The 26,673-nt window shown below is 44.9% G+C and carries 24 protein-coding genes and 3 pseudogenes; 10 read left to right on the forward strand and 17 right to left on the reverse strand.

What is annotated here, in order from left to right:
* Nucleotides 1-53 precede the first annotated feature (53 nt).
* On the reverse strand, nucleotides 54-998 hold the full coding sequence (locus MJO57_RS27880; RefSeq protein WP_252020382.1) for a Gfo/Idh/MocA family protein: 945 nt from the start codon (nucleotides 996-998) through the stop codon (nucleotides 54-56).
* Between the two features lie 312 nt (nucleotides 999-1,310).
* On the opposite strand from MJO57_RS27880, the gene MJO57_RS27885 reads away from it, so the two are divergent.
* Complete coding sequence (locus tag MJO57_RS27885) at nucleotides 1,311-2,267, forward strand: IS1595 family transposase (RefSeq protein WP_252017306.1); 957 nt, start codon at nucleotides 1,311-1,313, stop codon at nucleotides 2,265-2,267.
* Between the two features lie 287 nt (nucleotides 2,268-2,554).
* On the opposite strand, the gene MJO57_RS27890 is transcribed toward MJO57_RS27885, so the two are convergent.
* Nucleotides 2,555-2,938, reverse strand: a complete 384-nt coding sequence (locus tag MJO57_RS27890) for a hypothetical protein (RefSeq protein WP_252020384.1) — start codon at nucleotides 2,936-2,938, stop codon at nucleotides 2,555-2,557.
* A gap of 297 nt (nucleotides 2,939-3,235) precedes the next feature.
* Between MJO57_RS27890 and xdhA the strand changes: the two genes are divergently transcribed.
* The 4 genes from xdhA to MJO57_RS27910 all read left to right on the forward strand — a co-directional run bounded on the left by xdhA (nucleotide 3,236) and on the right by MJO57_RS27910 (nucleotide 9,164).
* Nucleotides 3,236-4,735: a xanthine dehydrogenase small subunit gene (xdhA, locus tag MJO57_RS27895; RefSeq protein ID WP_252020386.1), complete on the forward strand. Its 1,500-nt coding sequence runs from the start codon at nucleotides 3,236-3,238 to the stop codon at nucleotides 4,733-4,735.
* Nucleotides 4,728-7,232, forward strand: a complete 2,505-nt coding sequence (xdhB, locus tag MJO57_RS27900; RefSeq protein WP_252020388.1) for a xanthine dehydrogenase molybdopterin binding subunit — start codon at nucleotides 4,728-4,730, stop codon at nucleotides 7,230-7,232. Before xdhA ends, xdhB begins: the two co-directional genes overlap by 8 nt.
* 26 nt (nucleotides 7,233-7,258) lie before the next feature.
* The gene (gene xdhC / locus MJO57_RS27905) at nucleotides 7,259-8,110 is read left to right on the forward strand and encodes a xanthine dehydrogenase accessory protein XdhC (RefSeq protein WP_252020390.1); all 852 of its coding nucleotides are present in this window, start codon (nucleotides 7,259-7,261) and stop codon (nucleotides 8,108-8,110) included.
* Between the two features lie 292 nt (nucleotides 8,111-8,402).
* Nucleotides 8,403-9,164: a DeoR/GlpR family DNA-binding transcription regulator gene (locus tag MJO57_RS27910; protein WP_252020392.1), complete on the forward strand. Its 762-nt coding sequence runs from the start codon at nucleotides 8,403-8,405 to the stop codon at nucleotides 9,162-9,164.
* 81 nt (nucleotides 9,165-9,245) lie between these two features.
* Here the strand turns inward: MJO57_RS27910 and MJO57_RS27915 are convergent, their stop codons facing one another.
* Both MJO57_RS27915 and MJO57_RS27920 read right to left on the reverse strand, forming a co-directional pair.
* A complete protein-coding gene (locus tag MJO57_RS27915) occupies nucleotides 9,246-9,566 on the reverse strand; it encodes an RNA-binding S4 domain-containing protein (RefSeq protein WP_256493391.1) in 321 nt (106 codons plus the stop codon).
* A 233-nt stretch (nucleotides 9,567-9,799) separates the two neighbouring features.
* Nucleotides 9,800-10,066, reverse strand: a complete 267-nt coding sequence (locus tag MJO57_RS27920) for a hypothetical protein (RefSeq protein WP_252020396.1) — start codon at nucleotides 10,064-10,066, stop codon at nucleotides 9,800-9,802.
* Between the two features lie 74 nt (nucleotides 10,067-10,140).
* Between MJO57_RS27920 and MJO57_RS27925 the strand changes: the two genes are divergently transcribed.
* Complete coding sequence (locus MJO57_RS27925) at nucleotides 10,141-11,655, forward strand: IS66 family transposase (protein WP_252017330.1); 1,515 nt, start codon at nucleotides 10,141-10,143, stop codon at nucleotides 11,653-11,655.
* A gap of 3 nt (nucleotides 11,656-11,658) precedes the next feature.
* On the opposite strand, the pseudogene MJO57_RS27930 reads toward MJO57_RS27925, so the two are convergent.
* The 9 genes and pseudogenes from MJO57_RS27930 to MJO57_RS27970 form a co-directional block, all read right to left on the reverse strand.
* A pseudogene (locus MJO57_RS27930) lies at nucleotides 11,659-11,799 on the reverse strand (haloacid dehalogenase); the annotation flags it as partial.
* 65 nt (nucleotides 11,800-11,864) lie between these two features.
* Nucleotides 11,865-12,500 carry a LysE family translocator gene (locus MJO57_RS27935; RefSeq protein WP_252020398.1) on the reverse strand — a complete coding sequence of 212 codons (636 nt, stop codon included), beginning with the start codon at nucleotides 12,498-12,500 and terminating at the stop codon, nucleotides 11,865-11,867.
* Between the two features lie 35 nt (nucleotides 12,501-12,535).
* The gene (locus MJO57_RS27940; protein WP_252020400.1) at nucleotides 12,536-13,075 is read right to left on the reverse strand and encodes a hypothetical protein; all 540 of its coding nucleotides are present in this window, start codon (nucleotides 13,073-13,075) and stop codon (nucleotides 12,536-12,538) included.
* Between the two features lie 57 nt (nucleotides 13,076-13,132).
* Nucleotides 13,133-14,197, reverse strand: a complete 1,065-nt coding sequence (locus MJO57_RS27945) for an IS630 family transposase (protein ID WP_252018707.1) — start codon at nucleotides 14,195-14,197, stop codon at nucleotides 13,133-13,135.
* 584 nt (nucleotides 14,198-14,781) lie between these two features.
* Nucleotides 14,782-15,213 carry a hypothetical protein gene (locus MJO57_RS27950; RefSeq protein WP_252020402.1) on the reverse strand — a complete coding sequence of 144 codons (432 nt, stop codon included), beginning with the start codon at nucleotides 15,211-15,213 and terminating at the stop codon, nucleotides 14,782-14,784.
* A gap of 89 nt (nucleotides 15,214-15,302) precedes the next feature.
* The gene (locus MJO57_RS27955) at nucleotides 15,303-15,875 is read right to left on the reverse strand and encodes a GNAT family N-acetyltransferase (RefSeq protein WP_252020404.1); all 573 of its coding nucleotides are present in this window, start codon (nucleotides 15,873-15,875) and stop codon (nucleotides 15,303-15,305) included.
* 182 nt (nucleotides 15,876-16,057) lie between these two features.
* A complete protein-coding gene (locus tag MJO57_RS27960; protein WP_252020406.1) occupies nucleotides 16,058-16,762 on the reverse strand; it encodes a Fic family protein in 705 nt (234 codons plus the stop codon).
* Nucleotides 16,763-16,929: 167 nt separating this feature from the next.
* Entirely contained in the window at nucleotides 16,930-17,667 is a 738-nt protein-coding gene (locus MJO57_RS27965) for a zinc-binding dehydrogenase (protein ID WP_252020408.1), read from the reverse strand.
* A gap of 9 nt (nucleotides 17,668-17,676) precedes the next feature.
* Nucleotides 17,677-19,191, reverse strand: a complete 1,515-nt coding sequence (locus MJO57_RS27970; protein WP_252017330.1) for an IS66 family transposase — start codon at nucleotides 19,189-19,191, stop codon at nucleotides 17,677-17,679.
* Between MJO57_RS27970 and MJO57_RS32930 the strand changes: the two genes are divergently transcribed.
* A complete protein-coding gene (locus tag MJO57_RS32930) occupies nucleotides 19,190-19,312 on the forward strand; it encodes a hypothetical protein (protein ID WP_256493402.1) in 123 nt (40 codons plus the stop codon). The genes MJO57_RS27970 and MJO57_RS32930 overlap by 2 nt on opposite strands.
* A 19-nt stretch (nucleotides 19,313-19,331) precedes the next feature.
* Here MJO57_RS32930 and MJO57_RS27975 read toward each other — a convergent pair.
* Nucleotides 19,332-19,601 (reverse strand): annotated as a pseudogene (locus MJO57_RS27975) (alcohol dehydrogenase catalytic domain-containing protein); the annotation flags it as partial.
* Nucleotides 19,602-20,027: 426 nt separating this feature from the next.
* On the opposite strand from MJO57_RS27975, the gene MJO57_RS27980 reads away from it, so the two are divergent.
* A complete protein-coding gene (locus MJO57_RS27980) occupies nucleotides 20,028-20,525 on the forward strand; it encodes a hypothetical protein (RefSeq protein WP_252020410.1) in 498 nt (165 codons plus the stop codon).
* A gap of 107 nt (nucleotides 20,526-20,632) precedes the next feature.
* Here the strand turns inward: MJO57_RS27980 and MJO57_RS32935 are convergent, their stop codons facing one another.
* The 3 genes from MJO57_RS32935 to MJO57_RS27990 all read right to left on the reverse strand — a co-directional run bounded on the left by MJO57_RS32935 (nucleotide 20,633) and on the right by MJO57_RS27990 (nucleotide 23,730).
* Nucleotides 20,633-20,761, reverse strand: a complete 129-nt coding sequence (locus MJO57_RS32935) for a hypothetical protein (protein WP_256492579.1) — start codon at nucleotides 20,759-20,761, stop codon at nucleotides 20,633-20,635.
* A 700-nt stretch (nucleotides 20,762-21,461) separates the two neighbouring features.
* Nucleotides 21,462-22,502 carry an IS1595 family transposase gene (locus tag MJO57_RS27985; protein WP_252017335.1) on the reverse strand — a complete coding sequence of 347 codons (1,041 nt, stop codon included), beginning with the start codon at nucleotides 22,500-22,502 and terminating at the stop codon, nucleotides 21,462-21,464.
* Between the two features lie 607 nt (nucleotides 22,503-23,109).
* On the reverse strand, nucleotides 23,110-23,730 hold the full coding sequence (locus tag MJO57_RS27990) for a DnaJ domain-containing protein (RefSeq protein ID WP_252020412.1): 621 nt from the start codon (nucleotides 23,728-23,730) through the stop codon (nucleotides 23,110-23,112).
* A gap of 582 nt (nucleotides 23,731-24,312) precedes the next feature.
* Here MJO57_RS27990 and MJO57_RS27995 point away from each other — a divergent pair.
* Both MJO57_RS27995 and MJO57_RS28000 read left to right on the forward strand, forming a co-directional pair.
* On the forward strand, nucleotides 24,313-24,834 hold the full coding sequence (locus tag MJO57_RS27995; RefSeq protein ID WP_252020414.1) for a methyltransferase domain-containing protein: 522 nt from the start codon (nucleotides 24,313-24,315) through the stop codon (nucleotides 24,832-24,834).
* 280 nt (nucleotides 24,835-25,114) lie between these two features.
* Nucleotides 25,115-26,651, forward strand: a pseudogene (locus MJO57_RS28000) (IS1634 family transposase).
* Nucleotides 26,652-26,673: the final 22 nt, after the last annotated feature.

Below are 26,673 nucleotides of genomic sequence, written 5' to 3' on the forward strand. Positions count from 1 at the left end.
AAATGGTACCGATGATTCCTCTACCAATGGCTCTTTTATCTTTTACTGGCTACTTAAAGGCACATGCCAGTTCTAACGATAATTTCTGAAATTCTGTTAGCAGCATTCAATGCATCTTTGCCATCTTCACCACTGACCTTTGGTGGGCTTGATGCTTTAACACTGAGAAGAAAGTCTTCAATCTCCAACCTGAGCGCATCACTGCCCTGATAACTCTGCTCATGACACTCAATCGTCGGAATTCCCGGATGTAACTCCCCTTCACCTTTAAAGAAATGGCTGAGTTTCAGCGCTTGAAAATCAACACAAATACATGAACATTTTTGAAAAATCCGCATCTTTCTTTTGCTTTTCTGACTGATACGACTGGCGGTCAGATTGGCAACACAACCATCGGCAAATGACAAACGGGCCTGGGCAATATCAATGGTTTCTGACAAGACCGCACTGCCATTGGCGGCAATATCCATGATCGGGGAATCAACCATATTCAGAATAATATCCAGGTCATGAATCATCAGATCCATAATGACATTGATGTCCATGGATCGTGGCTTGAAGCTGGCCAGTCGATGAGACTCAATAAACCGGGGTTGTTTCACCTTATCGTAAGCGCTGCCCAGCGCAGCGTTGTAACGCTCGAGAAAGCCAACCTGGAGAATGAGTTGTCGCTCCCTGGCCAGTTTAATCATCTCTTCAGCCTGAGACAGGTTACTGGCTATGGGTTTTTCTACCAGCACATGCACACCCGCTTTCAGACAGTCACTGGCAATGGCGTGATGCAAGGCGGTAGGGACAACAACACTGACTGCATCAACCTGCCCGAGCAGATCCCGATAATCGCTGAAATAGTGGGTATTGCAGTTGCTGGCAACCTCCTGGCCACAGGCCTCATCAATATCGGCGACACCTACCAGATCACTGGTTGCCAGCCGGGCGTATTTCTCCGCATGAAATTTACCGAGATAACCTGCGCCAATCACTGCCGTTCGTAGCATTTATCCTCATCACCCTCTGGCTGATATCGACGCCGTTGAGCATTATTGCCTCAACCAGGGAATTGGTTGAGCAAACGGTATCCTCTATTGAATTCACTGCAATCCACTGTTCAGGATTGTCGATGAATAGAAGCCATAAAGAAAAGATAGACAGAAATCGCCGTTCTGCTAGCAGAATAGGAAGAAATGGGAATGGGAAGTAAGAGGCAGCAGGAAATGCTGCCTTAAGCGTACCTGATTACCACCGACCCTACGTCGTGAGCCAGCTGCTATAATAAACGTCGATAGTCATGTGTTTTGGAGGTAAAACTGATGTGTAAAAACACCATTCAGTTCCAAAAAGGCCTTGGCATTATGCAATTTCTGGCTAATTACGGCAGTGAAGAGCAGTGTGAGAACGCGCTGTCCTCTTGGCGCTGGCCAGATGGCTTCCAATGCCCGAAGTGTGGCTCCCGCAGTTTCTGCAAGCTTCACCGGAAAGCTGAATTCCAGTGCAATTGCTGCCGTTGCCAAACCTCGCTTACCAGTAACACTATCTTTGACTCAACAAAGCTGCCTCTAGCTACCTGGTTTCTGGGTATCTATCTCGTCACCCAGAATAAAGCGGGGATTTCTTGCCTGACGCTTCATCGACAACTTGGCATTTCCTACAATGCCGCATTGCGCATGAAACACAAACTCATGCAGGTCATGATGGAAAGAGATAACAGCTGGCAGTTGAGTGGTTTTGTTCAGATTGATGACGCCTATTGGGGCGGAGAGCGCCACGGAGGCCGCCGGGGCAGAGGCTCAGAGAACAAAGCCCCCTTCGTGGCCGCAGTTCAGACAGATGCTGATAACCACCCTATCTACATGAAGTTCAATGCCGTTGATAACTTCCGGCGAAAAACCATTCAGGAGTGGGCAGAACATGCCCTGAAAAAGGGTGTCCGGGCCGTCAGCGATGGCTTGTCCTGTTTCCGGGGTATTGAAGATGCCGGATGCCAGCACACAGCCATCATTACCGGTGGTGGGCATGCATCCATGGAGAATGAGTTGTTCACCTGGGTAAATACCATGCTGGGAAACGTGAAAACAGCGATTACCGGTACTTACCATAAGCTCGACCCCAAGCATCTGGGCCGTTATCTATCAGAGTTCAACTATCGGTTTAACCGGCGTTTTGATATGCCTTCAATGATCTCAAGGCTAGGTCGGGCTGCAGTCAATACAGCACCGATGCCGGATCGACTTCTCAAACTGCCAGACGTCCAGTGGAAACCGGGTTAGCCATCAACCGATAATTGAAAGTCAGTTGACGTATTAATATCATTATTTCGAATGATGATGTGGGTCTTTGCTTGTTCGGAGCGGTTATGAAACCGAATTTAGTTGATAATCTGGAGAACAAGCCGTCATGATGCCTGCTCCACCGGTAATACTGGAGAGGTTCTATTATTTCTTTACCGGGTTATAGACATAAAGAATGAAAAGCTGCACGTATATTCTTAAATTATCTTTCCCTGTGTCATGACGTACGATCAGTGGTAATCAGGTAAGCGTATGCCTGAAAAGAATTAGCTACGCTTGCCGTATACAATCACTTCGGCATATTTATGACCACCGATAGCGGTTCGGTAATCCAGCTCAATTTTGTTGATGATACGGTCACCTTCCAGCAATCGGTATGGCAGTGATCGCTTGCCCTGATACAGACGCTTGTTGATGAAGATATTTTGAGACCGCCCATCACCAAACACTATCCGGACATTCTTCATGAAAATTGGCGCTCTTTCCACTTTAAATGCAATGGTGTCGTACTTGCCCTTAAAGCCACTCACATGAATCACATCATGTTCGCTCTGAAAAGAAACACGACGCTCGCCAAGTTTCTTCCAGTCATCCGCTATAGCACCAAAGCTCAGCACACTCATGAGTGCCAGGATCAGAAGCTTTTTCATAGTAATCCTTATCAATCGCTAATCGTACAGAAATTTTAGCGGATAATAAGGAAACTGAAGCCAGCGCCATAGTTAGTAGACACCCCAAAATATGACGGGTTATGTCTACACTCAGGGATTACCACAATAATATTCACAGTTGATTACTTGCTATTTTCCTGACCAAATAGTCAAATTAGTGAAAACGAAAAGCTGGAAATGTCATACAGCCTACCCAAAGCAAGCATCATCAAGCTGTCATGGTATTCCCGCCATAAAAAGTCACAATAAAAAGAATGAAAAAGGGACATTGCCATCGTGATTCGCTTTCTTCTAAACGATCGGCTCGTCGTAGTTGAGGACATCGCTGCAGATACCACCGTTCTTGATTATCTTCGAGGCAATACTGAAACCCGTACCACATCCCATGAGCAGCGTACCGGAACCAAAGAGGGCTGCTGCTCGGGTGACTGTGGCGCATGCACTGTTGTGGTTGGTGAGCCAGAGGGTGACCAGCTGAAATATAAGACCATGAACGCCTGTATTGCGCTGATGCCTTCGCTTCATGGCAAACAGCTACTGACCGTAGAAGATCTGGCTGGTTCTCACCAGGCAGGCCAGCACAATAAAAAACCTGAGTTACACCCCGTTCAGCAGGCACTGGTTGATCACCATGGGTCCCAATGTGGCTTCTGCACACCGGGCATTGTGATGTCGTTGTTTGCGCTTTACCAGGAGATTGCTGCTGATCATGAGCGTACAGAAAGCAAACCGGATGTTCTGGAAGCCCTCGGTGGAAACCTGTGCCGATGCACCGGCTACCGCCCCTTAATTGATGCGGCTAACAGCCTCGACAATGCTCAACCGGATGATGAGTTCTTCAGAAACCGTGAGCAAACTCTGTCCGAGCTACAAACCATCGAGCAACAAGGCAGCGTGAACACGAATGGGGCGTTTATTCCTGTCAATGAAGATGAGCTGGCCAGCTATCTGGTTGATCACCCTGACGCCCGAATTCTTGCCGGTGGCACCGACCTTGGGCTCGACGTTACCCAGCAACTGAAGCATCTTGACAAACTGGTCTCGGTAAAAAATATTCCTTCTCTGCAGACCATTTATGAGGACGGCCATCATGATGGAAACAGTGAGCTGGTGATTGGCTCTGCTGTCACTTTTCGGAGCATAAAATCGATATTTACCAGGTACTATCCTGAGTTTGCTCATATGCTGGACCGGCTTGGCTCTCAGCAGATACGCAACCAGGGAACCCTTGGTGGTAACATTGGCAACGCTTCACCCATAGGCGACACTCCTCCCGTTTTACTGGCTCTGGATGCGTCTCTGGATCTTCGTCGTGGCGATACCGTCAGAAATATCCCGCTTGACCGGTTTTTCCTGGATTACAAAAAGACCGAACTGAAATCAGGTGAATACATTGCCCGAATCCGTATTCCCAAAGACCGCCATCAGTTGAAAGTCTATAAACTGAGCAAGCGGTATGGTGATGATATCTCTACCGTCCTTGCCGCCATTAATCTGCAGACCAATGATGATGGCCAAATAACCAAGGCAAGAGTTGCGCTGGGTGGCATGGCGGCCATTCCCAGGCGTGCCCGACTCTGCGAGCAGGTTTTAACGGGATCACAACTGAATGACGAAACGCTCCGTCAGGCCAAAGCCGCTATCCGTCAGGAGTTCAAGCCCATGTCGGATGTCCGGGCCAGCAGCGAGTATCGCCTTGAAGCGGCCGGTAATTTGCTGGAGCGCTATTTTATGGAGCTGTCTGGCCAGAAGGTAAGGATTATCTGTCATGCGTAAACTACCGGATCTGGCCAGTGAACTGAAACATACTCATCAGCTCGATAACAGCCATGAGCGGGTAAAAAGCCATGAGCGGGTAAAAAGCGATGAGCTGACTAACAGCCCTGAGCTGACCAATAGCCCTGAGCTGACTAATAGCCCTGAGCTGATCATAAGCAAAGAACCCGAAACGCCCATTGCTGCTGACGAGCGCCATGCTCTGCACATGAGCGGAAACCGTTCGGCTAAACACGACAGTGCTCATCTGCATGTGACCGGTAAAGCCATCTATATTGATGACCGTCTGGAAATGGCCAACCAGCTGCATGCCGGGTTTGGTCTTTCAACAGAAGCCCATGCAGAAATCATCAGCATCAATTTTGATGACGTATGGAACACGCCCGGTGTTGTCGCGGTCATAACCGCAAACGATATTCCGGGGCACAAAGATATTGGCCCCGTCTTTCCGGGCGACATGCTGTTGGCTGAAGGCCGGGTGGATTATATCGGACAACCGATTTTTGCCGTGGCGGCAACTTCTCATAAAGCCGCAAAAAGAGCCGTTCGAAAAGCCGTTGTTGAATACCGCACCCTTGATGCCATTCTCGGTATCGACCAGGCCATGGAACAACGCTCATTTGTTCGACCTGACCACACCATGAAAAAAGGTGATGCCAGACAGGCGATCCGTAACGCTGATCACCAGCTGTCAGGAAACATGTCGAACGGTGGTCAGGAACATTTTTACCTGGAAGGGCAAATCGCCAGCGTTATTCCCCGGGAAGATGGTCAGCTTCACGTATACACGTCAAGCCAGCACCCTTCTGAGGTTCAGAAACTGGTTGCTGAGGTTATTGGTGTACCGCTGAATAAAGTCGTGGCCGATGTCCGCCGGATGGGTGGTGGTTTTGGTGGCAAGGAAACCCAGGCCGCAGCCCCGGCCTGTATTGCAGCGCTGCTCGCCGTAAAAACCGGCAGGCCGGTCAAGTTTCGAATTGACCGACAGCAGGACATGATGTCAACCGGTAAACGACACCCTTTCCGCCATCGCTATACCGTGGGTTTTGACCGGGAAGGCCTGCTGGCCGGTGTTGATATCGAGCTGGCCGCTGATGCCGGACACTCCCCGGACCTGACCGATGCCATTGTCGACCGGGCCATGTTCCACTCTGACAATGCCTATTATCTTAATAACGCCACCGTGATCGGCCACCGCTGTCGAACCCATACCGCATCCAATACCGCTTTCAGAGGCTTTGGTGGCCCCCAGGGCATGCTGGTCATCGAACGGATTATGGACGACATTGCACGCTCAACGGGTCTGGACCCTCTGGAGGTTCGCAAAAGAAACCTCTATGGCATCACTGACCGGAATACGACCCATTACCATCAGTGTGTGGAACACAACGTACTGCATGATGTGATCGGTAAGCTGGAAGATAGCTCAGACTACTGGCGACGAAGAGAAGCCATCAGCGCATTCAACCAGCAAAGCCCGGTACTGAAAAAAGGATTGGCGTTGACTCCGGTAAAATTTGGTATCTCTTTTACTGCAAAACATCTGAATCAAGCCGGTGCGCTTGTCCATATCTATACCGATGGCAGTATTCAGATCAACCACGGCGGTACCGAAATGGGTCAGGGCCTCTACACCAAAGTTGCCCAGATCGTGGCCAACGAGTTCGGTGTTGCTCTTGAACGGGTCCAGGTCACTTCGACCCGAACGGACAAAGTGCCTAACACGTCGCCCACCGCTGCCTCCAGTGGTTCTGACCTGAATGGCAAGGCGGCACAGGATGCCTGCCGGAAAATCCGGGACCGTCTGATTGAGTTTGCTGTTGAGCACTATGATGTCTCAGATAACGACGTTTCATTTCACGATAACGAAGTGCATCTGGGTGAACGTCAAATGCCGTTTGCAGGGTTCATCCAGGCCGCTTACCTGAACCGGGTTTCCCTGTCCAGCAGTGGCTTCTACAGCACTCCGGAAATTCACTATGACCGGGAAACCGCCAGTGGCCGTCCCTTCTACTACTTTGCCTGTGGAGCTTCTGTTTCAGAAGTCACGGTTGATACCCTGACGGGTGAGTACAAAGTGGATCGTGTGGACATCCTTCATGATGTGGGCCACTCACTCAACCCGGCGATTGATCAGGGCCAGATTGAAGGTGGTTTTATCCAGGGCATGGGCTGGATGACCACCGAAGAGCTGGTATGGGACGACAGTGGACGTTTGCTGAGTAACAACCCTGCGACCTATAAAATCCCAACCATTGAAGATATGCCGCCGGTATTTAATGTTGAGTTGTTCCAGCAGGCCAACCCAAAGCACACCATCTATCACTCAAAAGCGGTAGGTGAACCGCCGTTCATGCTGGGGATGTCGGTATGGTGTGCCATTCGGGATGCCGTTTCCAGTCTTGCAGATTATCAGGTAAACCCACAAATTGATGTACCTGCCACCCCGGAAAGGGTCTTGACGGCAGTCACATCAATAAAAAATGCAGCGCTATAAAAAGACCGATGGGAGAGGGACAGAGTATGTGGATTGACGCATTGGCCAATCTTCAGAAAACCGGTGAGTTGGGTGTACTGATCACTATTCTGGGGTCAGCAGGTTCTGCCCCCAGAAAGTCCGGCAGTAAAATGGTGGTCACTGCCGACCAGTGCTTTGATACCATCGGTGGCGGGCAGTTGGAGTTTCTACTGATCCAGAAAGCCCGGGAGCTTCTTCTGGGCAATCACTCTGAGCCCGTTCTGGAATACTTTCCTCTTGGCCCCAGGCTGGGTCAATGCTGTGGCGGCAGTGTCAGTGCGCTGCTCGAACCTGTCACCACCTGTGGTTTTCGTATTGCGCTGTTTGGCGCCGGTCACGTTGGCCATGCGCTGGTGAATGTTCTGGCCCCCCTGGATTGCCAGATTACCTGGATCGACAGCAGGGCAGAGCGGTTTCCAGATGCGATACCGGGAAATGTTCAGGTCTGTATCAGTGATCGACCGGAACTGGAGGTCGAAAATCTGCAAGAGGACACATTTGTTCTGGTCGTCACCCACAACCATCAACTGGATTTCGCGATTACCGAAGCAACACTGAAACATGACAACAGTCGCTGGTTAGGCGTTATTGGCTCAGAAACCAAGGCAAAGCGTTTTCGTCAACGACTGGAACACAGAGGCTGTTTCTCGTCAGCTGATATTGAACAGATGCGCTGCCCGGTCGGTTTGAACAATGTTGGCGGCAGAAAGCCCGCTGAAATTGCCATTTCGATTGCCGCTGAAATTTTGTCCATACACAATGGAAGTCGGGATGAAAAGAATAAAAAGCGGGAAGGCATCCCGTGGCAAGACTTGAAAAAATCCTTATATTCTCATGAGCATGAAGCTGCCCAATGATAATAACTGACTTGTGTCGTCATATTCCCACATGAAAAGTTGGGAATACTTCATCATTCTGGTGATATAATCCCCGCAAAATGCCCATTGATCGGTCTTCTGCATTCGAGTGCTATCAGTGCATCACTGCCAGGTAACCCTGTAAGCCCCTCTTACGGGAAATTACTATCTCGGAATACTCACCGGCAGCAAGCATCATAACCGTTGGTCGAGTCCTGCAACCCTGAGTTGCTAACCGGTCAGATCAACAGAATGGGCAAACCGATTATGCTCCATTTAAAGAGGTACAACTATGCTCCCGGTTGAACGTCGCGAACACATCCTTGCTTTTGTTGAAGAAAAAGGCTGTGCCAACATCGAAGAAATGGCTGAACGTTTCGATGTATCCCAAATGACCATCCGTCGTGATATTCGCACACTCGAGCAGGAAGACAAGCTGCGCGTGACCTATGGTGGCGCCGTGTCCAAAAGCTTTCTGATGGAAGACATTCCCTACGAAAAGAAGAACGCGGTTAACATTGAAGAGAAAAAGTCCATCGCCCATGAAGCGCTGAAACAGATCCGTGAAGGGCAGATCGTCCTGCTGGACTCTGGCACCAGTACAATGGCTCTGGCCAAACTGATGATGCGCATGAAGGTCACCGTGATCACTACTGACCTGAAAATTGCCCTGCAGCTTTCCGACTCTTCAACCGTTAAGGTATTCACAACTGGTGGTAACGTCAGTGCTATCACCAAGGCTCATACTGACGTTGCTGCACTGTCATTCCTGGACAGTATTAATGCAGATATTGCCTTTCTGGCGACCAACAGCTGGAGCCTGAACAATGGCGTGACGACAGCATCCAATGATCATTACTACATTCGTCGTAAAATGATGGAACGGGCCAATAAAACCGTTCTCCTGGCGGATTCCAGTAAATTTGGTGCCTCCAGCATGAAAACCATCGCGCATCTGGAAGAGCTGGATTGCATAATTACCGACAGCAAGTTTGATGAGGATAATCTGGCTGCGATCCGTGAAGCGGGTGGCAACATCATTCTGCCATCCTGATCAGCAGGATAGTGTTTTCAGGGAGCCAGATGGTTCCCTTTTTTATGATGAAGTTCAATAGTAGTTCAATGCCAGCAGGAATCAGTAATCAGCCTTATGCTTCAGGATCTCACGGCGTTGCTTTTTATCAGGGCGGTGTTCGGGTCTTGGCATTGCCCCTCTCAAGGCTTTTCGATTAGCTGCTGCTGCCTCCCTGGACTGAAGGCTCTCCGGTGTTTCCTCATAGAGTTGCTGAGCCAACTCGGCCTTCTGGCGCTTATCATTGAGTGTCTTGACAATGACAATTCGCTCATCCCAGCCAGCCCGAAGTTTGATTACATCACCAACCCGGGGCTCTTTGCCCGGCTTACACCGCTGACCATTTAAGTGCACTTTGCCTCCATCAATGGCCTCCTTTGCGATACTTCGGGTGGCTCTATTTTGATTACGAACTGCTCTACAGTGAAAACTGACTGTAGGTCACGAAAAACAAGGATTGAGCAACATTACCGGACAATATGCTGACAACCTTTGTAGATAAAGGGCTTCAGCAATGTTCAACCCAGTAGCAGTCTGAAATCCTACAAGAGCCCTTCGGGTTTTATAAAAGCGTGCTGCCCATAACCATTTATCAAGCCTGATCTTTTCGCTATGACTCATTTTGTCACCCTATCGTGAATGTACAGTTCCCGGAAGTCCTCCACAGCGTTGTAGAGGCCTGTGTCCCAGGGCCCTTTTTGACTGTCCGGGTGACGGATGGCCAGCAGCTCAGCAATACCATAGGTTTTAGCGGAATCAAGAATGCCGGTATCCAGACCCAGTTCTCTGGCCCAGAAATCCAGACAATACCACTGCAGCTTGCCATAGGTTTGTGCAAAACGGGGATGAAGCGTTGCTTTTGCCCTGACGTAACTGTTCAGCACCCCCACATAAATCTGGAATTTTCTGATTTTTATACCATCCTCTTAAGCACCATTTTTCCACAATATTCGCCAGCATGATTCCAGAACTACCCGCAACTATGTCGGCTGAGATTCTCTTGAAAGAGAATGCAGAGCTGCGGATGAGAGTTGCCTGTCTGGAAGAGCGATGTCGAGAATTGGAAGAAAAGGTTGGCAAGAACAGTCAAAACAGCAGCAAGCCGCCATCGTCTGATGGTTATCAAAAACCTTGTAAAAACAGTAATTCTCCAGATCATTCTGACGACCTTTCCGCAGATAAAGGTACCGATCCATCGGATGAAAAACCCAATCCTAAAAGTCTGAGACAGTCTTCTGGTAATAAAGCCGGTGGAAAGAAAGGGCATCAGGGCACTTGTCTTAAACAGGTCGATATCCCTGACTATATTGAGTACCTTCCGGTTAAAGAATGCAATAAATGTCAGGCGTCTCTTCTTGATAGTGAGCCGGTCAAATATATTGAACGACAGGTGTTTGAACCAGGGAGACCGGGTGAATTTGAAGTAACGGCCCATAGAGCTGAAGTAAAAATCTGCACTTGTGGTTGTCGGAATCAGGCTGAATTCCCGGAAGGTGTTACCGCTGCCGCACAATATGGCTCAGCCACACAGGCTATGGCCGTCTATCTTAACCAATACCATTTCCTGCCTTTTAAGCGCGTGTCAGAGTATTTTAATACTCTCTATAAAATGAGTGTAAGTGCAGGCACTGTCGCCAATTTTGTGGCCAGAACCTATGAAAATCTGGCTTCTACTGAAGAGGTTATTCGTGACGCCTTGCGGGAATCGTCTGTTGCCGGAGCCGATGAAACGGGTATGCGGGCCGAGGGCTCTTTGCACTGGCTACACGTTATGCGGGATGAACAATGGACGCTCTACTACTTGTCTGAAAAGCGAGGTCGTGAGGCCATGGACACGATGGGCATACTGCTAACATTTGCAGGCGTTCTGGTTCATGATCATTGGAAATCCTATTTTGCATATGCGGCAACTCACGTACTTTGCAATGCCCATCACCTGAGGGAGCTTTTGGGTGTTGTTGATAGGGACAGCAATCAACTGGCGTTGCGATTGATGAAGCTACTGAGGCTTTCCTGGCATTACTGCAAGGGCTTTAAGACCATAGGTATGCTACAGATGCCAAGTGTTGTCTGTGAACGAATCGAGAAGATTTATGACCGGTTGCTTCAGCGGGCTCTAATGAAAGAAGTCGTCTATATGGAGAAGCAACGAGAGGAGCTTAAGCGCAAGAAAGTCAAGAATACTAAAGCTTACAATCTCTTCAAACGACTCACTGAGTTCAAGGCTGAGACACTGCGCTTCATGTCAGATTTTACCATTCCCTTCGATAACAATGGCAGTGAGCGGGATGTTCGAATGGCCAAGTTAAAGCAGAAAATCTCAGGCTGCTTCAGGAGTGCAGACGGTGGTTCTATGTTTGCACGGATTCGCAGCTATTTGTCGTCTGCCAGAAAACAGGGAATGGACATATATCAATCACTTCATAGAGCTGTTCGGAATTACTGTAATATGCCTTTGCTCAGTGCTGAATAGTTACGCCCTGACTAACGACATACCGTGTTGTTCTGCGTATCTTTCCGGCACATACTCTTGCCAGAAATAATTGTCAAAATGGAGGTCTAATAATGTTCCATCCATATCCAGCAGTACTGTGCTGATCTTGGCCCAGTCAATCATGATGGCATCTCATTAAAAGAAATTCCGTGTTTTGCAAAAGGAGAAGACCCGATGAGATTATACGACTAAATTTTCACCTCTGATGTAGCAAGTTTTAGTGCAAGACCAAGAAAAACGGTACCTGAAATTTTATTAAGATATAGTTGGGCTTTTTTTGAACCAGACAGCCATGCTCCTAGCATAGAAGACAATAGTGATATAATATTGAAGACCAGTAAAGTGACAAGGATAAATATAAAACCGAGAACAAAAATCTGTGGTGCAATCGCTCCTGACTCAGGTGATGCGAATTGTGGAAGAAAAGCTAAAAAGAAAATTGAAACTTTCGGGTTTGTAATATTCATTATAATACCGCGAAAATACAGTTTAATCGGGGTTACAGGATCAGACCTCCCAGCGCTATTAATGTTTTTACCTGGTGCTTTAAATGCCTGCCATGCTAAATATATAAGATAAGCTGCACCAATCAATTTGAGTATATTAAATGCAAGCACTGATGTTTGAAAAATTGCTGCCACCCCAAAGGCTACTGCAGCTGTATGAAAGATCAGGCCAGTACATAAGCCCAAAGTAACAAAAAAACCAGCCTTTCTACCGTGCAGAGCCGATTGGGTTAATACAAAAATATTATCAGGTCCTGGTGCCAGACTCAGAAGAATGGATGCTAACCCCAAGGTAATAAATGCTTCAACTGTAATCATGGTAATTCCTGTGATTATATTTGATTGACTTATTATCACTTGAGTTCATCAATAGTTCTAAGTGTTTCTATAACACCTCTTGCCGATGCTTTCGCATCAGAAGACTTTGGCTTAAATTGAGCAGAATATAAACAGTTTAATGGTAAGTCATAAACGGTTCTCATTTCATCACTGACAATTGTTGAATTATCATAAGTTAGATATCGAACCTCAAGTACAATGGCTGAAGCAGGCCCGCCCAATCGGCATTTAACACCACTGGAATTATCTAACTTTTCGATTCCACCAGTTTGAAAGTCATAACTTAAATTACGCCTTAGATTTTTTAATCGATAAAATGTGGCAATATCAATATCGTCAATATCCGTACCATCAATTGCAATTTTAAACTGCTCATCTTGAAATGATATGTTTGGATCAATATTATCACCATAAAAGCTTATAGTTTTTGTGACCTGGTCATCTGACGTGAACTTAAGCTTTAGTAATAACTCTGTTTGTGAAAAAGCTTCACTTGCAATGAATAGCAGTGGAACAATAAAAATTGAACGGATTAGCATAACATAAGCCTTCATTCAGATTTGAGAGTTTAAGTAGTTGATAATTTGCTTTCGGATAAATTGACTGAACGATTATTTAGTATTTGCAAACGAAATCATATGACTCTCTCCAAATGAAGCGAACACTCGTTCAACTTCCTTTTCAAATTCCGTGAAACTCTTGATTGACAATAGATTGAGCCATTCATACTTTACTTTCCTCCACAGGATCTCAATCAGATTGAGTTCAGGTGAATATGTTGGAAGAAAGCAGATCAGTAACTTTTTCTCAAGAGTCCAGTCAGCGATTCTGTCACGAAACTTTTTGCTGGTATGAATACTGGCATTGTCCACCATAACTACGGTGTAGCGGTCATTTGAACTGTATTTTTCATCCTCCATTTTCTCTGCGAAGTCGTCAAAGGCTGCAATCACTGTATCACTATTCACAGAGCCCACAACAGGGTAATGAAACAGCTCACAGCTCCGATTCATAAAGCCCAGCACGTTGATGCGCTTACTTTTGACTGATGGAATTCTGAGCTGCTTTCCTTTTTCCTGCCAGCCATATGGCACACAAGGTTCTTGAGTAAATCCGGACTCATCAAAATAAAACAAGTTTATTAACCCTTTGCGCTCAGCTTCCTGGGCGTCTTTCAGTGCAGTTTTACAACGCTGGAAATGCTCTTCGTCCCGTTTATGTTTGCACGATTTACGGAGTCTTTTGTAAACCAGTCCTAACTTTTTTACGATGTTGGCCAGAGTAAGTTTTGATGAGGATTTACCGGTCTCATCCTCAATTTTGGATTTTACATACGATAAACGACGAGGCTCTTCTGCTACTAACTCTTTTATGCGTTGCACTTCAGATTCATCATATATGCAAGATCTTCCACCACCATGTTTCTTATACAATGCACGAATACCATAGTCCTCCCAATCATCAATCCATTGGGAAACGGTCTGATATTTAATCTCAAGGATTTCTGCAATTTGCTCAAGGGTAAAGCCTCGATTACTCAATAGAAGACCATGAGCTCTTTCCCTGATACACCTCAGAGGGCCGTAGTGCTTGGCGTATTTCAAAGTTAATACAACAGCTTCATCAGTGATATTGACATACTTCATAGGTTGGGGACGTTTTAGTTCAAGACCCACTTATAATAGATTAAGGATCTCTTTCTTTGTCTGCCTGATAGTACGATCAAAATATCCATAAGCAAACTTTTAACTACTTAATAGATACTTTATTTATCTTGCACGCTGGCAACTGCATAAGCAGCAGTGCGTCTGCTAGATAACGTTGATATTAAAGGCAGTTACTTAATAAAGCAATCGATCTGGATCAACAGTAGCTACATAACCGCCTATCTAAGGACGTCTACAAAAACTGATTTTCTCCATTCATGATTACTCCCGAATTCATTTCGAGGAGACTGTGATGAACAATGGCTCACCGATAACCAAATGACTGATCAAACAACAACTCAACTGGTTCAAACGGTAGCTGTTTGGTGAGAAATCCGAAAAACACTGTTTGAACGGTTACGTTACAATGTGTTTGCATTTGGAACAACGCCCCTGATAAGCAGTAAACACCTGAAGCAGCATGTCTGGTGCTGGATAACCGATATTGAATTAACCAATGATTGTTGATAACTCAGAGGCCAAACGGTGACTGCACAGCTTACGCCAGCTTTAGGAGTTCCATAGGCTACAACTTGAAGCTCTTATTATATGTTTTATAGCTGGTTGTAGTAATCTCCACCACGATGGCGGAAGAAAACATTGCAATACTGCAATTGCAATTTGATAGGTTCTTCTTGAAGGACTGTTACATAGGGATTAGCTTCAAGAGTAACTGTGACTTCCTTGTTTTGCAAAAGCTCATCGTAGAGCATCTTTTTCGTAGCTTCTTTACTGGAGTAAGGCATTCGGATAATAATATTCCGATTGCAATTAGGTGCTGGAATAGGGAAATATGCTTTTGGTACTAACACCTCAAACTGACCACCTGGATTAAAACCATACTTTTTATTAATTTCATAGTGATCAGGACGAAGCTTGTACTGAAAGTGGTAATAATTTGAATATTTCCCCGGGGTTACTTTTATCTCTAGAGCTGGTAGTGGACACGAAGTTAAAAAAACCAGAACGATTAGTAATTGTTTCATTTTTTACTCTGACGCATAAAAAGAATTTCAGGAGCTGCAACACAGGAACAGCCCCCCGGAATTGTTTGTCATACTATAGATTAATTCAATTAGGATAAGTCCTTAACATATCTTGTTGTGGAATTTTCTTTCCCGTTCAACGTATATTTGACTGTATCTCCTTTCTCACAACCATATTTTACATAGTAAGGATTCATATCCTGAGGAGCTTCATTCCATACATCAAAAACCATTCTGTTAAAACCCTGATCTTTTGCCCTTTGCTCTATTTCTTTTAGAAGATGTTTTCCATAACCATTCCCATTTAATGCTGCGAAAGGTGAGATGTAGCAATCTGTTTTATCTAATTTTGCTACTTTAGTCACAGCTTTAGCGCCATTCATGTAACCCGCACAAGCTAATAATTTACCACCTTCAGTGAGACAAAAATAAAATTGTGTAGGATTTGATTTATTGTCAAAACTAATCCTGGTATCATCATATGCCTTATTAACGAAATTAACTAATTCAAGATCTTTGTCCGAATCACATGAGGCTCTATCCAGAACAGTGATTAATCGACCAGAAAATGTTGCATTCCCCAATGTGCTTTGACATTTATTAACGCGTACAGGATCGCCCTGTGAAGTACAGGGTTTAATTTGTGTTTGTGATGGCAACATATCATGAACTCCTTTTCAATGACTTTCAACTTTAGACCAGTACCTGGTCTAAAAGTTCAATTTGATAGTGAATCTGATTGCAGCTTAAGTTTTTATCCGATAATCACAATGAATTGAATTCTCAATTGATTGAGAAGCTTAAGTCTTAAATTGAGCGGAACAAGTGTCCGCTGAAATTTTTGTTAGCCGTTCGGTAGGAAGTTCTCTATGATTTTTTCATGAATGCACGATCTTAAAAACTTATTCATTTCAGTCATTTCTGCTGTCGTATAGAAATCCAGCATCAACTGATTAAACTCTTTCTGTCGCTTTGCTGGCACATTGATGATTGGAAATCCATCATTAAGCAGAATACCATTCATCATGAATCGCCCCATGCGCTTGTTCACATCCCAGAAAAACTGTGCTCTTGCCATTCTCAGAAAAGCCGTAATTGCCAGATCATAAACATCGTTACAAGCAGCCATTTCAGATTCAATCTCTGCCCAGACATGATCAAGGTCTTTAGGGGAAGGAGGTTCGTACTCAGATCCGCTAATCGTTACATTGCCAGTGCGAAAGGCACCCCACTCCAAGGCTTCCTCTTTTCCTGCAATGCTATGAACAGATAATGCAATGTCCTTTGAAAAAGAAAACTTATCCTCAGAGACAAGAGAAAACAAATATTTCCATGCTGCAGCCTGGTTCAAAGCCATATTCTGATCACTGATTTTGTGACCACCAACAGTGATTCCATCTAATAGCGTCTGAACTTCTGGTAAGGTCATTGCGACCCCTTCAAGATTTACTGCATTATAAACCAGAGAAGGAATATCCCGAACGGCAAGTTGTCTGGCCATCGCACGATTAGGGCTCATTCCCCAAACTGTATCATTTGCCGCTGTCATTGTTGCATCTCAAGAGTTGTGTTGTAATGCCTCACATTATATCTGCATGAGTTATGATCGTCATGCCGTAGACTGTTGAGGTAGAAAGGCTAATGCCAAATTCAGCGGCACGAGCGGACAAGTGTCCGCTGGAATTTTTTGTTATGCGTCGTGGATAGGTAGCCGAATCAGCTAGCAGATACTGCAAGCACAATCTTACCAATATGCTTCTTTTCTAGAAAAGCCTCTTGTGCTTCAACAATTTTATCTAATGCGAAGCTATGAGCCACAATTGGCTTAATATCACCACTTTCAATGCGACGAATTAAATTAGCAAATACATTGTGCTCCAGAACAGTACAACCAAAAAAAGTCAAATCCTTTAAATACAAAGTCCTGATGTCAAGTTCAACAAGAGGCCCGGCAATGGCCCCGGCAACTGCATAACGGCCACCCGGCTTAAGAACATCCAGAAGTTCGGTCCAGCTTTTACCTGCAACCATGTCTATGACTACATCAATGCTATTTTTCCCCAAAGTGCGCACAATACTTTCATCTCGGTGTATTACTTTTGAAGCACCTAAATCAAGAATCTCTTGAGACTTTTCGGGACTTGTTATGGCAATGACTGTTGCTCCCCTTGCCGTTGCAAGTTGTATAGCGGCAGACCCTACCCCACCGGAAGCACCAGTGATCAGTACGATATCCTCTGCTTTCACATTAGATTTAGTAAGTAAGTTCTCTGCTGTTGAGTAGGAGCAGGGAAAAGAGGCCAACTCTATATCTGAAAATTCACTGACTATTTTATGTGCATGATTAGAGGATACAACAGCGTACTCAGCGAAACCTCCATCACATTCAGAACCGAAATACCATGGTTCGGCCATGGCTTCACCATTTACCTCACGAATACAGGGTTCGATCAAGACTCGTAACTATTCAGCACTGAGCAAAGGCATATTACAGTAATTCCGAACAGCTCTATGAAGTGATTGATATATGTCCATTCCCTGTTTTCTGGCAGACGACAAATAGCTGCGAATCCGTGCAAACATAGAACCACCGTCTGCACTCCTGAAGCAGCCTGAGATTTTCTGCTTTAACTTGGCCATTCGAACATCCCGCTCACTGCCATTGTTATCGAAGGGAATGGTAAAATCTGACATGAAGCGCAGTGTCTCAGCCTTGAACTCAGTGAGTCGTTTGAAGAGATTGTAAGCTTTAGTATTCTTGACTTTCTTGCGCTTAAGCTCCTCTCGTTGCTTCTCCATATAGACGACTTCTTTCATTAGAGCCCGCTGAAGCAACCGGTCATAAATCTTCTCGATTCGTTCACAGACAACACTTGGCATCTGTAGCATACCTATGGTCTTAAAGCCCTTGCAGTAATGCCAGGAAAGCCTCAGTAGCTTCATCAATCGCAACGCCAGTTGATTGCTGTCCCTATCAACAACACCCAAAAGCTCCCTCAGGTGATGGGCATTGCAAAGTACGTGAGTTGCCGCATATGCAAAATAGGATTTCCAATGATCATGAACCAGAACGCCTGCAAATGTTAGCAGTATGCCCATCGTGTCCATGGCCTCACGACCTCGCTTTTCAGACAAGTAGTAGAGCGTCCATTGTTCATCCCGCATAACGTGTAGCCAGTGCAAAGAGCCCTCGGCCCGCATACCCGTTTCATCGGCTCCGGCAACAGACGATTCCCGCAAGGCGTCACGAATAACCTCTTCAGTAGAAGCCAGATTTTCATAGGTTCTGGCCACAAAATTGGCGACAGTGCCTGCACTTACACTCATTTTATAGAGAGTATTAAAATACTCTGACACGCGCTTAAAAGGCAGGAAATGGTATTGGTTAAGATAGACGGCCATAGCCTGTGTGGCTGAGCCATATTGTGCGGCAGCGGTAACACCTTCCGGGAATTCAGCCTGATTCCGACAACCACAAGTGCAGATTTTTACTTCAGCTCTATGGGCCGTTACTTCAAATTCACCCGGTCTCCCTGGTTCAAACACCTGTCGTTCAATATATTTGACCGGCTCACTATCAAGAAGAGACGCCTGACATTTATTGCATTCTTTAACCGGAAGGTACTCAATATAGTCAGGGATATCGACCTGTTTAAGACAAGTGCCCTGATGCCCTTTCTTTCCACCGGCTTTATTACCAGAAGACTGTCTCAGACTTTTAGGATTGGGTTTTTCATCCGATGGATCGGTACCTTTATCTGCGGAAAGGTCGTCAGAATGATCTGGAGAATTACTGTTTTTACAAGGTTTTTGATAACCATCAGACGATGGCGGCTTGCTGCTGTTTTGACTGTTCTTGCCAACCTTTTCTTCCAATTCTCGACATCGCTCTTCCAGACAGGCAACTCTCATCCGCAGCTCTGCATTCTCTTTCAAGAGAATCTCAGCCGACATAGTTGCGGGTAGTTCTGGAATCATGCTGGCGAATATTGTGGAAAAATGGTGCTTAAGAGGATGGTATAAAAATCAGAAAATTCCAGATTTATGTGGGGGTGCTGAACAGTTACCAAGACTCTATCACCTATCCGATCATCACTAATATTACGGCCTACAGCAACAATATACCCACAAACATCTGCTCCTTGTATTCTAGGAAAAGTTAAAGCATTTCCAGTCCAGCCGGCATCTTCAGGGGCGGCATCAGTTTTAGAATACCAAGCCGTACGTGTGTTTATATCTGTGTTGTTAACGCCAGCGGCACTTACTCGAATGAGAACCTCATTGTCACCCGGTGAAGGAACCGGCAAGTTCCTTTTATATTGAAGTTTGTCAAAACCGCCATGCCCCGTCAGGACAACACCACTCATAACTTTTGGTAACTGATACATATCATTGCCCTCTGGCAAACAAGAAAATGAACTCTACAGTAAGTAAAATTGATAGCAATGCCCAGAGACTCAGCCTTGTATGCGTTTTCTGGGGAACGCCCAGTCTACGTCGGCTCGCACCTTTGCACTCAGACTGCCTCCGCACAGTCCCTTGCGGGACCGCCCTTGCCTTTAGCTAGTTGTCATCAGCAGGTGTCTTTACCGCCAGTCAAATGTAGGTTCTCCCACAGGGGACTTTCACCCCATCGGTTCATGCCCATGCCGGGCGTACCACAAAATTACAGTGGACGCCTGAGGCGCCGCTGAATTAGGCGTTAGCCGTACTGAAATTCAACCAGCAAACACACAGCTGAACTTATTGGTTTTCATATTGTCTTAGAGAACTACGGTACTATATTTATTTTCCGAATAATGGAGCTCTTTATCATGAACGTAGTTAGTACAGGTAATCTTGATAAAAATACTTTGGGCTTAAGCTCTTTGAATGAAAATGCATTTTCAATAATGGTTGCTTGTGGTCATAGAGTGGTTTCAATTGAGCAGCAGACTGCCTCGAAATTTCAGGTGAACACAACCTGTACCAGTAGTAATCGTTATGAGAGTTGTGAAGGATTTATGCAATTTTCTATTTCTAATATAGGAGTTAATCTTTATCTTGGTAAATTTAATCATGCTGATACATGTTCAAGTGAATCAGTTGTAATAGAAGATATTGAATCAGATAACACATCATGGCGAGAAGTTATTGTTAATGCAAAATCTCTAGCTAATTCAGAACTGTCAAATGAATGTGAAAAAAGAAAACAAGTAGTGGAAAGTGGATATGATTATCCATGCACACCTCATGAATTACTTACAGCAAAGAAGATTGTCAGGTCTATAGAAACACTTGAGTCCATGCTAGACTCTTTCCAAAAGGCTTAGCAATGTACGGTTAAATAGGGGAAGGCTGGTCTTTCCCCATCCCTCCCCACAGCGCTCGGCATGGGGGGCCGAACCGGGCGGTTTCAACAATGATGGTGAAACCTGATTCAAAAATCTTTCAATGAAACAAGCCCAATTTGCGCGAGGTAACTGTTGTTCAGTGCCTGTCGCACGGCATAGGTTTTACTCAGACGGTAATGCTCTTTGCTGCTGGCTACGATCTTGACGGCGTTCACTTTATCAACGCCTAGCCTGACCAAATTCTTAAAACGGGTTTTCGGTTTGCGCCACTGCTTCAGGAAACAGCAATGGATTCACCGATGTATCCATTGATCCAGCAGGGGAATTGGTCGGTAATATACCGATAACCGGAAATACACCATCCAACTGCCGATATATTGCATCAGTTTGCGTAACCGGTGTTAGTGCTTAAAACCTGCGTTCAAGTTCAGGGTAAGCAGCGAGTCGATCAGCGAGAGAAATAGGTGAGAACATGTATTGATGTGTCTGCTGCTAAGGAAGACTTGCCAAGTTTGGTCTATATTTGCGTTTTATGGGCAGCATATTGCTGTTCCTGAATATCTGATCAGTCCTTTGACATCAGATCTCAGGGAAATATCATGGGGGTGATGAAAGGCAGTTGATAATTAAGTCTATCTCTTGGATTATTGTTATGTTCAAACTCATTAGTATTAGAGATTATCTGATTAGATCAAAACATAAGATGAGAAATGTTTTAATTATAACTGCAATGATTAGCACAATTTCTCTCTCATGCTCTATATATGCAAATATAGAACAGAATGATGCAAGGATTAATTATGATATGGAAAGTATAATAGCTGCATATGGAACAACTATGGTTGGCGTCTGGGCAGCACCATGTGTTTTAATTGGTGCCTGCATGGGGTGTTGTTATTGCAGGGGATCGTTCGGCTAAGTTACCGTTAATGGTTGGAAGCACCAATGTTCAGTAATTCTGCTGATCAACCGGCCAACAGTTAATTTTTTTGCTGCCGTCAGTTCTCGCCTCCAGGCCAGATAATGGGGAAGGTAACGAGTTGCAACCCCTTGGAATACGCCGCCAATCCAGCGTTTTAAATGACTGTGATAAGAATTTACAGTCTGGATGTGGTAGATGCCTTCAACAACATGTTGACCTGCTGATGTCACCAGCTCCTTGAAGACAAATCCAAGCTTGTCAGCAAGTTTTTCGTGAGCGAGGTGTGCATCCGCACAGACCGTGGCCTGTATCGATATGCGGCCATTTAAATGCCTGCACAATTCATTAGCACTTTCGTTTTCTAATACACCGTCAACGGTATTTCGATTACGGTCCCGAGCCACCATTACCGGGACTTTTCGGGCTTTGTTGGGATCATTACCCCGCTTTCGGGTTGGCCGTGGAAGGCCTTCTCTTTGCCCTTTGAAGGATTCACGGAAAAATGTTTCATCAAGCTCAGTAATGCCACAAAGCTCTTCTGCTTGATCATTATTAATCACTTCAAGAAAGCGGTGACGCCAGCGGAACGCAGTTTTCAAGTCAATGGCATTCTCAGCAGCAGCTGGTCGCAAGACCATAGAGTGAGTCATACCTGCGAGGTACTTGTTCCATTTTTCAGGGTGCCTGAGCCTTGCCAAAGGCGTTCCACTAAAGGCGTTAAACGTTGAGTCGCAAGTCTTGCAGTGGTAGCGCTGTCGGCCATTTCGTATGCCCCAGCGACCAACGCTATGGCTTTTGCATTTGGGGCACCTGGGGTTTTCGGCAAATTGGGCAAGTATGCTCTTTTCTACGTCAGGTGTTGCATTATCGTTATTGGGTATAGATTCACTGTAAACAGGTTCAGAGTCAGTGGTTTCTACTACCTCGGTAACCTCTATTTGAGTACTAAGGAGCGAGTTGTTAAGAATGTCTCGCTGTTCACTGGTTAATGTTGAAATGGAATCAATAAAATTCTGGAAGAGTTCAGATTGCATATCACTCCCCTACAACGTAGATTTTATGGGAGTTTAGCTGATTCAACCATTAACGGTAACTTAGCCGGATCGTTCCATATAAGAGCGCTAAAAGGGGCTGCTATGTTTGGAATACCGACAATAGGTTATCTAACAATTCATATGTGCTGGGTTCTTTCAAATTGGGTTACAGGTAATATAGAAGGTGGCTCTTTTTAGGATTTGAATATTTCACTGGTCCACCATCGATAATTTCGAAGGTCTACTGAATCGAGCATTTATCAATGATCTGCGGGTACCGGTATTTGCTGCAAATTCTCATTGTCGGCTATGTCAGTCATGAGAATTCGATATAAGTTACTCAGCTCAAGCCCACATTCTTCGAACCTCTTCTTCAGATGTTCCAGTAATGTTTTCGACTCTGTCTGACTGTTGTTTGTGACTTTTTATAGTCGCTTCTTCCCGAGTGAGCCTTGAATTATCAGCGGCTGAGGTCTTTAGTCAGTGACATTCCCCTGTTTGGGTTTCTAAATTCAGGAGAGGCGACAACTATGCTAACACCAGCTGCCGAAGGCAGTCTGGTGTAATGCTTTGTTATCTGGCGATGTTGGCGAGCTATTGAATGATGTTATCGACGATTATTGCGAAAGTTGATAAACTCATACAATCTATCGCGATAAGTCACTATTTTTTTGAATATTCCTTCATTTTCTTTCACATTTTCTTTTGTGGCTTTGTCTGGGTGATATATACGTGCTTTTTTCTTGTACGCTTTACTAACATCCGATTCGGTGATTGTATTAAGATTACTCCCCTGGAGACCCAAGCCGTCTAGAGCCTCGTTGACTTTAGCCATGTCAGGCCGATCAACATTTGGAGTTTCCTGATACTCATTTCGGTGGGTACCTGATGTTCTTTGATGCCCAGAATGATGACTTTTGGCTTTTTCACTAAACTCGTGTCCATCAGTAGATGTGTTGTGATCAGCTTTAAGAGCAAAGAGTAGTAGTAAGAGCTTAATATCAACCACCTGAAGAGCAAAGAGTAGAAAGAGCTGAATATCAACTGCCTGGATTTGGCGTTCATTGATTTTTTTGGGGGTAAAAGGGGGCTGAAATGAATCACTAAACGTGTTTTTGGCAAAGATAGGCCTTGCCTGGAAACTAAGAAAGCATCCGAAGTCTCCACATGGATGTTGAAACGGACTTTGATATAGATTACAGCCAGTCTGAAGTAGTATGTAATTCATTGGATTCTCCTTAAGTTTTAATTTATCACTTAATTTTTGACCTTTTATTCAGAATTAAGTTTCAGATGGAGAATTAAAAGTTTAGAGAAGCTAACAGGCTTGTTACACAGATTACGGTTATGACTCATGAAGAGATTAAGGCCAGATAATGCCAAATTCAGCGGCAGGAGCAGATCGAGTCTCTACTGGATTCTTTTGTTAGGTTTATTCACTTAAATGTTAAGCTTTCATGGGTATTTTACGGATACAATACTGTGGACAGTTTTTTAATACCTGAATCCCCGCAGTGCAAGGGATAAGAGCTAGTGCTGGTAATTAATGGCAAGTCTGGGGGCAACCCGCTGTGTCAGGATAGTGGTCAAAAAGTATCTAATAATGCGTATAGTCCCCAGAAATACTGATCAAAAACTGTTCGGAGTAATTGGATACTTAATGCTTTAGGTAGTCTAAAAAACGGTGCTCCACTTTTTAAATTAAATTCAGACTATTTTACATTGGAGAAAAAATATGAATGGAATTGAATTTATATTTAGGTCTTGTAACGATTTAGGTGATAATGATAGACATCATACAGAATATGGCGTGTCATCTGAAGACATCGACTTATCTCATCTCAGAGGATATGAAAGAAAGAAAATTCTGGATATTGGCTCGGGCTCTGGAATAATTGCAAGAAGAATTAGAGATGAGTTAGGTTGTGATGTGTTTGCAATTGAACCTGGTCTTGAAGAAAGCAATGGAGTTGAGCGTGACCCATTTATTTCATCGTGTAATGAGCTTGGTCAAGACAAGGTAGAAAAGTGTACATTACAAGATGCCATCAAGAATACAAAATATCAGCAGGCGTTTGAGATTGTAACTGTTCATAAATACAATGTTAACTTTGAAGAAAAGCATGAGTTTGTCTCAGCATTAAGTAAAGTTGTCAAACCATATGGGCATGTTCTAATTCATACTGTAGAACATGAACGAATAATGGAAAATAATGAGCTTTATTTGCTTGATGATTTAAAACTTTATTTTGCGGATGTGTCGTACAGAACAAGGTCTTATCAGAATGGACGTGATGCCATTATTTTTTGCTATGGACCCAGAAACTGGTAGTTTCGCTAATTCAGGCTGGTAAATAATTTCATATATACACGCAGACATTCAATATGACACGCAATTGGAAGCACCTAACACCAAATTCATTCAGCGGCACGAGCGGAACGAGTGTCTGCCGGAATTTTTTGTTTGGTGCATTTGCAACTCTGATTGCTGATCTTTAGCCGACCCCAGAAGTAATTCCTCTCAACACATTTAGAACCGTCATTCAGCACTCAATCTGAGAATTTCCCTACACCGGCTAAAATGTAAAAAATTCTCAGAATGAACATGTCCAATGCATCCTCATCAGTTCCACATTCAACGTATCGATCATATGGGTTTGGTTGCCGGTATGTGCAAAGAACTCGGTATCTCTAATCATCTGGATTCCCTGGTTCCTAACCAATCTGAACACCGGAATATTTCCTTTGGCGAAACCGTAGTATCAATGCTGCTTAACGGCCTTGGGTTCACTGCCCGCACGCTTCATATGTTCCCGGAGTTTCATGCTGATAAACCGCTGGATAAACTCATCAGGCCCGGTATTAAACCCGAACACATTAACGACAGTGTACTCGGCAGAGCCCTGGATCAGCTTTTTGAACTGGATGTAAGTGAGGTCTATTTATCGCTGGCTGTCAAGGCAGTGAATGTCTTAAAACTGCCGTGCAAGGCTCTGAACCTTGACTCAACAAGCTTGCATGTGGACGGCGTTTATAACAGCGAATCTGACGTCGACGAAGAAGATATGCACTGTATCAAACTCTGTCGTGGATACAGCAGGGATCATCGACCCGAGCTCAACCAGGCAATACTGCTGATGATGACGGAAAATCAGGCCGGTATTCCCGTTTTTATGAAAGCGTCCAGTGGCAACGTAAACGACAATAAAAACTTTAAAAAAGTCATCAGCAGGGCCAGCAATTTATCACCCGGGTTCCGTCAAAAATCAAAGAAGCCAGAGAACTGATTGACAGTGTCGCTTCTTGTGAAATGACACCAGTGGAGGGTGCTGAGGGCTATGAGAGTCATGAAATGCTGTCAGATCATGCGGGTGTCTCCCAGCGCTGGATTCTGGTCCGCAGCGAGCAGGCTCGAAAGAGCGAACAAAAAACACTGCTGAAAAAAATGCTAAATCTGAGAAAGAAGCAGAAGCGCTGACCAGTAAACTGGCCAAAAAAGCCTTCAAGTGTGAAACCGACGCATTGCGTGCGTTCGATGAATGGCAGTCAAAAACTATTTATTGTCAGGCGGAACCTGTCATTACTGAGAAACCCTGCTATACCAAGGTAGGTCGTCCGGAGAAAGGCTCTAAACCGGACAGTATTGAATATTATGTGAGCGGATATCCTTGGGTATCCGTTGACTGTCGCAAAGATGCAGAGTGTTCTCTGGGTTGCTTTGTGCTGGCGACGAATGATCTGGACGACAGTCGGCTGAGTACAGCAGAAGTGCTAAGTACTTACAAATCACAACAGTCAGTAGAGCGTGGCTTTCGGTTTTTGAAGAGCCCGGAGTTTCTGGTTTTTTCGCTGTTTTTAAAGAAACCGGAACGAATAGAAGCCTTGCTGATGGTGATGACGCTGTGTCTGTTAGTGTATGCGGCGATTCAGCATCGAATTAGGCATGAGCTAAAACGACAGAGTCGGTTTTTCCCGGACATGAAGCGGAAACCCTGCCAAAACCCGACAGCGCGTTGGGTGTTTTTCTGCTTTCAGGGTATCAACGTGCTATTGGTCGATGGACATGAAAAGCATGTGGTTGGATTACAAGAAAGGCAGTTGACTATTATTTCAATTCTTGGGCGACCGTATCAGGAAATTTATTCCTGATACGGGTGCTGAATGACGGTTA

Origin of the sequence: Endozoicomonas sp. SCSIO W0465 (assembly GCF_023716865.1) — a bacterium.
In the GTDB taxonomy this organism is placed as follows: Bacteria; Pseudomonadota; Gammaproteobacteria; order Pseudomonadales; family Endozoicomonadaceae; genus Endozoicomonas.

Excerpts from the sequence above, each read along its gene's own strand:
- MJO57_RS27880 (WP_252020382.1), bottom strand. The coding sequence starts at position 998 with ATGCTACGAACGGCAGTGATTGGCGCAGGTTATCTCGGTAAATTTCAT.
- MJO57_RS27885 (WP_252017306.1), top strand. The coding sequence starts at position 1,311 with ATGTGTAAAAACACCATTCAGTTCCAAAAAGGCCTTGGCATTATGCAA.
- MJO57_RS27890 (WP_252020384.1), bottom strand. The coding sequence starts at position 2,938 with ATGAAAAAGCTTCTGATCCTGGCACTCATGAGTGTGCTGAGCTTTGGT.
- xdhB (WP_252020388.1), top strand. The coding sequence starts at position 4,728 with ATGCGTAAACTACCGGATCTGGCCAGTGAACTGAAACATACTCATCAG.
- xdhC (WP_252020390.1), top strand. The coding sequence starts at position 7,259 with ATGTGGATTGACGCATTGGCCAATCTTCAGAAAACCGGTGAGTTGGGT.
- MJO57_RS27910 (WP_252020392.1), top strand. The coding sequence starts at position 8,403 with ATGCTCCCGGTTGAACGTCGCGAACACATCCTTGCTTTTGTTGAAGAA.
- MJO57_RS27925 (WP_252017330.1), top strand. The coding sequence starts at position 10,141 with ATGATTCCAGAACTACCCGCAACTATGTCGGCTGAGATTCTCTTGAAA.
- MJO57_RS27935 (WP_252020398.1), bottom strand. The coding sequence starts at position 12,500 with ATGATTACAGTTGAAGCATTTATTACCTTGGGGTTAGCATCCATTCTT.
- MJO57_RS27940 (WP_252020400.1), bottom strand. The coding sequence starts at position 13,075 with ATGAAGGCTTATGTTATGCTAATCCGTTCAATTTTTATTGTTCCACTG.
- MJO57_RS27950 (WP_252020402.1), bottom strand. The coding sequence starts at position 15,213 with ATGAAACAATTACTAATCGTTCTGGTTTTTTTAACTTCGTGTCCACTA.
- MJO57_RS27955 (WP_252020404.1), bottom strand. The coding sequence starts at position 15,875 with ATGTTGCCATCACAAACACAAATTAAACCCTGTACTTCACAGGGCGAT.
- MJO57_RS27960 (WP_252020406.1), bottom strand. The coding sequence starts at position 16,762 with ATGACAGCGGCAAATGATACAGTTTGGGGAATGAGCCCTAATCGTGCG.
- MJO57_RS32930 (WP_256493402.1), top strand. The coding sequence starts at position 19,190 with ATGCTGGCGAATATTGTGGAAAAATGGTGCTTAAGAGGATGGTATAAA.
- MJO57_RS27970 (WP_252017330.1), bottom strand. The coding sequence starts at position 19,191 with ATGATTCCAGAACTACCCGCAACTATGTCGGCTGAGATTCTCTTGAAA.
- MJO57_RS27980 (WP_252020410.1), top strand. The coding sequence starts at position 20,028 with ATGAACGTAGTTAGTACAGGTAATCTTGATAAAAATACTTTGGGCTTA.
- MJO57_RS27985 (WP_252017335.1), bottom strand. The coding sequence starts at position 22,502 with ATGCAATCTGAACTCTTCCAGAATTTTATTGATTCCATTTCAACATTA.
- MJO57_RS27990 (WP_252020412.1), bottom strand. The coding sequence starts at position 23,730 with ATGAATTACATACTACTTCAGACTGGCTGTAATCTATATCAAAGTCCG.